General features: G+C 73.2%; 6 protein-coding genes. All 6 read left to right on the plus strand.

The annotated features are described in order from the left end of the window. The first annotated feature begins 301 nt into the window (after window positions 1-301). From ACFWM7_RS31770 to ACFWM7_RS31795, 6 genes are read left to right on the plus strand one after another with little or no spacing between them, the layout of a single operon-like run. The gene (locus ACFWM7_RS31770; RefSeq protein WP_383267252.1) at window positions 302-1,129 is read left to right on the plus strand and encodes a cupin domain-containing protein; all 828 of its coding nucleotides are present in this window, start codon (window positions 302-304) and stop codon (window positions 1,127-1,129) included. 8 nt (window positions 1,130-1,137) lie between these two features. After that, window positions 1,138-2,997 (plus strand): asparagine synthase (glutamine-hydrolyzing), encoded by a 1,860-nt coding sequence (gene asnB / locus ACFWM7_RS31775; protein ID WP_383267255.1) that lies wholly within the window; start codon window positions 1,138-1,140, stop codon window positions 2,995-2,997. Next, the gene (locus ACFWM7_RS31780) at window positions 2,994-4,085 is read left to right on the plus strand and encodes a PrpF domain-containing protein (protein WP_383267258.1); all 1,092 of its coding nucleotides are present in this window, start codon (window positions 2,994-2,996) and stop codon (window positions 4,083-4,085) included. Before asnB ends, ACFWM7_RS31780 begins: the two co-directional genes overlap by 4 nt. After that, window positions 4,064-5,308, plus strand: coding sequence for an acyl-CoA dehydrogenase family protein (locus ACFWM7_RS31785; RefSeq protein ID WP_383267261.1), 1,245 nt, complete (start codon window positions 4,064-4,066; stop codon window positions 5,306-5,308). The genes ACFWM7_RS31780 and ACFWM7_RS31785 overlap by 22 nt, the downstream gene beginning before the upstream one ends. Then, complete coding sequence (locus ACFWM7_RS31790; protein WP_383267264.1) at window positions 5,305-6,750, plus strand: dihydroorotase family protein; 1,446 nt, start codon at window positions 5,305-5,307, stop codon at window positions 6,748-6,750. The genes ACFWM7_RS31785 and ACFWM7_RS31790 overlap by 4 nt, the downstream gene beginning before the upstream one ends. Next, window positions 6,747-7,367 (plus strand): flavin reductase family protein, encoded by a 621-nt coding sequence (locus ACFWM7_RS31795; protein ID WP_383267267.1) that lies wholly within the window; start codon window positions 6,747-6,749, stop codon window positions 7,365-7,367. The genes ACFWM7_RS31790 and ACFWM7_RS31795 overlap by 4 nt, the downstream gene beginning before the upstream one ends. Window positions 7,368-7,415 lie beyond the last annotated feature (48 nt).

The raw sequence follows: 7,415 nt of genomic DNA on the forward strand, positions 1-7,415 counted from the left end.
GCCCCGGCCCCTGCCTGCCGTTTCGGCCGCCCTGCCGCGCCGTGTCCCGTCCTGCCGGGCCGTGTCCCGACCTGCTGCGCCGTGGCCGTGCACGCCTGTCCGGCCTGCCGTGGCCGTCCCGGGAAGTGGCCGGATTACGGATCGGTTCCTGGCCACCTCCCCGGGCCCGGTAGCGATGCGGGAGTGCGACAGGACCGGTTGACGCGAGCCTCTCATCACAGGACGCCATCAGGCCGCGCCCGCCTCGCCCGCCCCCGGCGGCCGCCCTCCCCCTCCTCCCTCTCCCCAAGGAGCACTTCGCATGACGCGCACCACCACCTCGCCGGCTCCCGCCGCTCCCTCTCTCGGGGACGCCCGGATCATCTCCACAGCCGACTTCGTCTTCGCCCCGCTGGCCGGGCGTCTCACCGAACTCGCCACCCCGGTCAGCCCCGCCGTCGGCTCCACACACGTCACGCTGCACGTCGTCCGGATCGCCGCGGGCGAATCCTTCACCCCCGAGTCGAGCATCGAGGAGGAGAACACCGCGGTCGTCTTCGACGGCCGGGGGACGGCCACGGTCGGCTCCCGGAGCCGGCGGATCGAACGTTCCCACGCCGCGTACGCCCCCACGGGTCAGCCCCTGAGCCTCACGGCCGACGAGGAGGGACTCACCGTCTACATCTGGCGTACGCCCCTCACGGCGGGACGCCGGCCCGGCACCGACCCCGAGCCGTTCTCCACGCTCTGGGACGAGACCACCCAGCTGCGCGGATTCGGCGGAACCGGGCAGATAGCCCCCGACGCCGACCGCGCCACCATGAACTTCGTCTTCTGGCCCGGCAACGGCAGCAGCCAGCTCTGCCTCCACTGCGGCATCCAGCAGCCGGGCCAGACCTTCAACGTCCACCTGCACCCCGACAGCGACGAGGCGTTCATCGCCTTCGAGGGCATCGGCCAGATGTACCTGCGCGACCGCTGGATCGACGTCGCCGCCGGTGACGTCCTGTACGCCGCGCCGGGAGTTCTGCACGGCGCCCGCAACCCCCACACCGGGCCCGACGCCCGGCGCTTCGTGACCTGCGGGGGCCCCAGCCCCTACGACCCGGCGCTCTATTCCGCCGCCGGCCTCCCCTCCGACGTCAGGTGATCTGAGCCATGTGCCGAATCCACGGATCCTTCCACGCCCGTACCACCGATGACGAGATGCGCCGGGTCGCCGCCCTCCAGCACCACGGCGGCCCCGACGCCCAGTCCTTCGCCCGGCAGTCCGGCTGGGCCCTCGGCAACAACCGGCTCTCGATCATGGACCCCGACGGCGGGGACCAGCCCTACCGCCTGGGCGACATCACCGTCGTCTTCAACGGCGAGATCTACAACCACGACCGGCTGCGCACCGAACTCATGCGCCAGGGCTTCCACTTCGACGACCGCTGTGACGGATCGATTCTTCCCGCGCTGTACCTGACGTACGGGGATCGCTTCGCCGAGCACCTGGACGGCATGTTCTCCGTCGCCGTGATGGACCTGCGCCGGGCGCCGCGCCTGGTGATCGCCACTGACGCCTCCGGCATGAAGCCGCTCTACTACCACTGGGAAGAGCGCAGCGGCCGGTTCCACTTCGCTTCCGAGCTGCCCGCCCTGCTCGGCTTCGACGGCGTGCGCCCCTACGAGGACGAACTGGGTCTGCACACCTACCTGTCGGCCAAGACGCCCTTCGGCCAGCGGACCATGTTCGAGGGCATCGACGTCCTGCCGCCCGCCACCACCGCGGTCGTCACCCGCGAGGACGGTCTGCGCCTCACCTCCCGGCGCATGGGTTACGAGTCCGCTCCGCCGGTCGACGAGGAGCGGAGCCTGTCCCGGGCGGGCGAGTCGCTGCGCGAGCTGCTGTCCCGCGAGGTCTCCCGGCTGCTGATCGCCGACGCGCCGGTCGCGGCCATCACCTCAGGCGGGCTCGACTCCAGCCTGGTCACCGCGCTCGCGGCCTGCATCCTGTACGACCGCGGCTCCAGCGAGGCGCTGCACACGTTCAACATCGCCTACACCGGCGACTGGCCCGGCGACGAGCGGGCCTTCGCCTCGGAGGTGTCCCGGCACACCGGCACGGTGCACCACCAGGTGGAGATCGACCCGGCCACCTTCCCCGACCTGATGGGCGACGTCGTACGCCACCTCGGCCAGCCCAACGCCGACCCGATCACGCTCTCCACCTTCTCGCTGTTCCGGGCGGTGCGCGACGCCGGGTTCAAGGTGGCCCTCACCGGGGACGCGGCCGACGAACTCTTCGGCGGCTACAGCCGCATGACCCAGGCGCTCGCCGCGCCCGAGGGGGCCGACTGGGCGGGCCCCTACCTCGACCACCTGGCCGCGGTGCCGGAGTCCCTGCGCCGGCAGCTGTACACCCCCGAGTACGCCGCCCGGATCCACGCGCCCGGCGTGTCCCCGCTGCCGCCCGGCCTCACCGACATCCTCGCCAACGGCGGGGGCAGCCGGCTCCAGCGGATCACCCGGATCGAACAGCGCTACCGGCTGCCCGCGTACCACCTGCGCCGCGTCGACCACCTCTCGATGGCCAGCTCGGTGGAGGCCCGGCTCCCGTTCTGCCAGCCCAGCGTGGTGCGCTTCGCGGCGTCCCTGCCCGACCAGCACCGCACGGTTCCGGGCGTCGGAGTCAAGCGCGCGCTGTACCGGGCGGCCGACGGACTGCTGCCGGACAGCGTCCTGAACCGGCCCAAGCAGCCCTTCACCCTGCCGATCACAGCCATGCTGAGCCCGGGGCAGCGGCTGTGGGCGATGGCCCGCGATGTCCTGTCCCCCCAGGCCCTGCGTGCCGACGGGCGGCTGCGGTACGAGGTGGTCGACGCCCTGTTCGCCGAGCAGGAGGCCCGGCCGTCCGACGGCACCTCGCTGGCACTCTGGGCCCTGATGTCGCATCAGATGTGGCGCAGTGAGTTCTTCGGCCCGTCCGTCGGCACGCACCGGCAGACCCGTGAACTGGCGGTGGTGGCCGGATGATCGTCTCCCTGGTCAAGGCGGCCGGCGCACCCTGCCCTACCGCGGTGCTGGACGGCCGCGACCTCCCCGAATCCGATCCCCAGTTGCTGAGCGCGCTGGCCGACCTGCGGGTCGACCTGACCCGGCAGGGCTCGGCCGATGTGCTGAAGAACGCCATCGTGCGGCCCTCCCGGCACCCGCTGTTCGACCTGGACTACCGGTTCGTCCAGTCCCTGCCGCAGAGTCACGACAGCTTCGACCTCCGCGGCTCCTGCGGCCATTCGATCCTGGCCGCCGTCGAGGCGGCCGCTCGCACCGGCATGATCCAGCCACTGGTGCCGGGGTGCCGGGTCCGGGTCAACGTCCTCAACAACGGTGACAACGTGGTGTGCGAGGCCGAGGAGACCTTCGGCGGCGGCACCCGGTTCACGGCGCACTTCCTCTGCTCACCGCCGCTGGAGCTGCCCGAGCTCCTGATGACGGGGGAGCCGGTGACCCACGTCCCCTTCGAGGGCCGGTCCGTGCCCGTCTCCCTGGTGTCGATGGGCAATCCGTACGCCTTCGTCGACGCGACGCAGCTCGGCGTGGATGGGCCGGACGCCCTGTTCGGCGACGACCCCGCCCTGTTCGACACCCTGACCCGGCTGCGGATCGCGGTCTGCGTCTCGCAGGGCTGGGACACCTTCGGGGCCTTCCCCAAGATCGCGGCCGTGCTCCCGCAGGACGGCGGCGGCCTGTACGTACGGGCCGTCTCGGTCCCTTCCTGGCACCCCACGGTCGCGCTCACCGGTGCCATCTGCCTGGGCGCCGCCGCCGGCATCACCGGCACCGTGCCCTGGTCGCTGGCGGGCCGCGAGGCCCGGGATCCTGACGCGCTGCTCCAGGTCCGCACCCCGGGCGGCTGCGTCCGGGTGGCCGCCCACTCGACGTCCGGCCCCGACGGGCGGCGCCGGCTCGCCTGGGTGTCGGTCGCCGAGAAGCAGGTCGAGTACCGGGGGCTGCTGCCGCGTTCCCGGTCCGCGACCGCCCGGCCCCCCGCCGTCTCCGCCCGCCTCACCCCGTCCGCCCCTCTATCCGAGGAGAACCCGTGGGTTCCGCTGACAGCCTGACCGCCGTACGCGACGACATCGGCCCCGGGGCGTTGTCCGACCCGTTCGCCATCGATCCGTTCCCCGGCGACCACCGCCGCTCCGCCCGCGACAGCGCCGCGCGCCCCGCCCCCGTACTGCCGACACCCCCGACCCTGGAGCGGCTGGCGGCCTGCGCCGAGGCGGCCGACCTCACCGGGGAGCCGGACCGCGAAGCCGTCGCGGTGCTCCGCGAGAGCGGCCTGCTGGCTCTGGTCGTACCGAAGTGCTACGGCGGGGCGGGCGCCGACGCGGTGGCCCTCAACACCTGTGTGGAACAGGTCGCCTCGGTGAACGCCTCGGCTGCGATCATGCTGTTCCAGCACTGCGCCGTGACCAGCCGGATCGTCGAGAACGGCTCGCCCGCCCAGCACCGCGATGTGCTGCCGGGGCTGGCCGACGGCCGGTGGCTGGCCGCCTCCGCCTGGTCGGAGAGCGGGGCCGGCGCCGACAAGAAGAACCTCGCGACCCGGGCGCACCGCACGCCCGAGGGGGACTGGCTCCTGGACGGCGCCAAGTCCTTCACCACCAGCGCGGGCCTCGCGGACGTCTACCTCGTCCTGGCCCAGACGCCGGACGAGGTCCCGGCCGCCGCCTCCTCCCGGGACACCGGGTACGGATCGGCCGGCCAGACGTTCTTCCTGGTCCCGGGCGACCACCCCGGCCTGATCCCCGACACCTCGATGCGGCTGACCGGAATGCGCGGCTCCGCCACCGGGTTCGTGTCGGTACGGGAGTGCGTCGTGCCGGACTCCGCACGCCTCGGCGCGACGGGCGTCGCGGCGTCCATCATCGCCCGGGTCCGCGACAGCGGCGCCTCGCTCGGCGCCGTCGCCGTGGGCATCGCGCAGGCCGCGCTCGACACCGCCCACGCGCACGCCGGCCGCCGGGGACTCTACGCCCATCAGGCGGTACGTCACCGGCTGGTGGACCTGGCCACCCAGGTCGAGGCCGCCCGCGCGGTGGTGGAGCGGGCCGGCCGGCGCACCGCCGCCGACCCCGGTATGACCACGCTCCACTCCAAGCTCGCCGCCTCCGAAGGGGCGGAGCGGGTGGTGGCGGACGTGGCCCGCTTCCTGGGATCGGCGGGTTACGTGGAGACACATCCGATCAACCGGTTCGGGCGCGACGCCCGGGCCGTAGCCCTGATGGGACCGACCAACGACCTCTGCAAGGAACTGGTGAGCCTGCCGTGGACCCGATGAACTCCCCCTCCCTCATACCCTCCGCCTCCTCCCCGGCCGACCTGGTGGTGGAAGGCGGCCGACTGGTCACCCCCGAGGGAGTGACCGAAGGCAGCGTCGTCGTCCGCGACGGCCGCGTCGCGGCGATCCTCGCCCCCGGCGCTCCGCTGCCCCCCGGGCCCCGTCTGAGCGCCGCGGGCAGGTACGTCCTGCCTGGGCTCATCGACTCCCATGTGCACTTCCGCACCCCGGGTCTGGAGCACAAGGAGACCTGGGAGAACGGCAGCCGGGCTGCCCTCGCCGGGGGCGTCACGACGGTGATGGACATGCCCAACACCCGCCCCCCGTCGCTCGACGCGGTGACCCTCCGGGCCAAAGCGGCGCTGATCGCGGGCCGCTCCTACGTGGACCACCGGTTCCACATGGGAGCCGACCCCGACCACCCGGAGGTCCTCGCCGACCTCGCTCCGGAAGTGGCGACCTCCGCCAAGGCGTTCATGGCGGGCCACCACACGGCACCGGTGGTGTTCCGCGAGGCACACCAGCTGGAGGCGGCGTTCGCCGCCGCCGCGCGGGGCGGGGTGCGCCTCGTGCTGCACGCCGAGGACCAGCACGTCTTCGACCTGCTCGACTCCCGCGCCGGCGACCCCGAGACGTACGACGCCTACGAGCCGCACCGGCCGCGCTCCGGGGCGATCGTCGCGGTCGCCAAGGTCGTCCACCTGGTCCGCACGTACGGCACCAAGACGCACATCCTGCACGTGTCATCCGCCGAGGAGACCGACCTGCTCGTCGCCGCCGCGGCCGAGGGGCTGCCGATCAGCTTCGAAGTCACCGGGCACCACCTCGCGTTCACCGACCACGACACCGCCCTGCGCGGCCCCCGTACCCGGCTCTCCCCGGCGATCCGCGCTCCCCGGGACCGTGAGCGGCTCTGGCAGGCCGTGCTCAGCGGCGAGGCGTCCACGATCGGCAGTGATCACGCCCCGCACACCGTCGAGGAGAAGAACCGTCCCCCGGCCGAGGCGCCTCCCGGCCTCCCCGGCGTCCAGGAACTGGCCGTCTCGGTCTGGACCGGCATGCTCGCCCGTGGCATCGCCCCCGACGCCGCCGCCGTCCACCTCGCCCGGCTGATGGGAACGGGCCCGGCGGACCTGTTCGACCTGGCCGGGAAGGGCCGCCTGACGGTCGGCTCCGACGCCGATCTGGCCCTCCTGGACCCGGCCGCCCGCTGGCAGCTCTCGGCGTCCCACGTCGAGTCGCTGTGCGGCTGGTCGGCGTACGAGGGCTGGATGTTCACCGGCCGGTTCACCACCGTGGTACGGGGCGGACAGGTGGCCTGGGACCTGGAGAGGGGCACGCTGGGCGAACCCCTGGGCCGCTGGCTGTCCGGACCGGACCTCCCCGCGAACGGGGTACCGGCCACCGCGCCGGTCCGCGAACTGGAAGGAGCGGCCCGATGAACGCCACCTCCCTGCTGACCGCGTCCACGACGCCCCGCTCCGCCCGGGCGGCCTTCGCTCCGCGAGCCGGCTCCCCGGTGACCGGGGCCGCCGCCCCGGCCCCGGCGGCGTCCGGCGACGTAGCGGCCGACGAGTTCCGGTCCGCCATGGCCTCCCTCGCCGCCCCGGTCACCGTGGTGACCTGCTACGACGCGACGGGCACCCCGCGGGGCCTCACGGCCAGCGCGGTGTCTTCACTCTCCCTGGACCCGCCGCTGCTGCTGGTCTGCCTGGACCGGAACTCCCGCACCCACGACGTGCTCGTCTCGGCGGACTCTTTCGCCCTCCATCTCCTCGGCCCGGAGAACGAGGCGCTGGCGAAGCGGTTCGCGGGCCCGACGGACCAGCGCTTTACGCATGTCTCCCTCGCCTCCGGCCCGACCTCGCACCAAGCGCCGCAACTGGCCGACTGCGCACTACGGTTGACCTGCACCCGCTACAAGGTCATCGAGGCGGGCGACCATTCGATCCTGGTGGGCCGAGTCACCGCATCCGACTGCCTGGGCCGCCCGGCCGGAGGCCTGGTCTGGCACCACCGAGGCTTCGCCCACGCGAAGCCGGCGGAGGTCACCACCTGACCGTGGCAACTTCCCTGTCCGTCAACGTCGAGGGCCCCCGCAGCGAGC

This window comes from Streptomyces sp. NPDC058375 (genome assembly GCF_042723425.1).
Lineage (GTDB): Bacteria > Actinomycetota > Actinomycetes > Streptomycetales > Streptomycetaceae > Streptomyces > Streptomyces durocortorensis.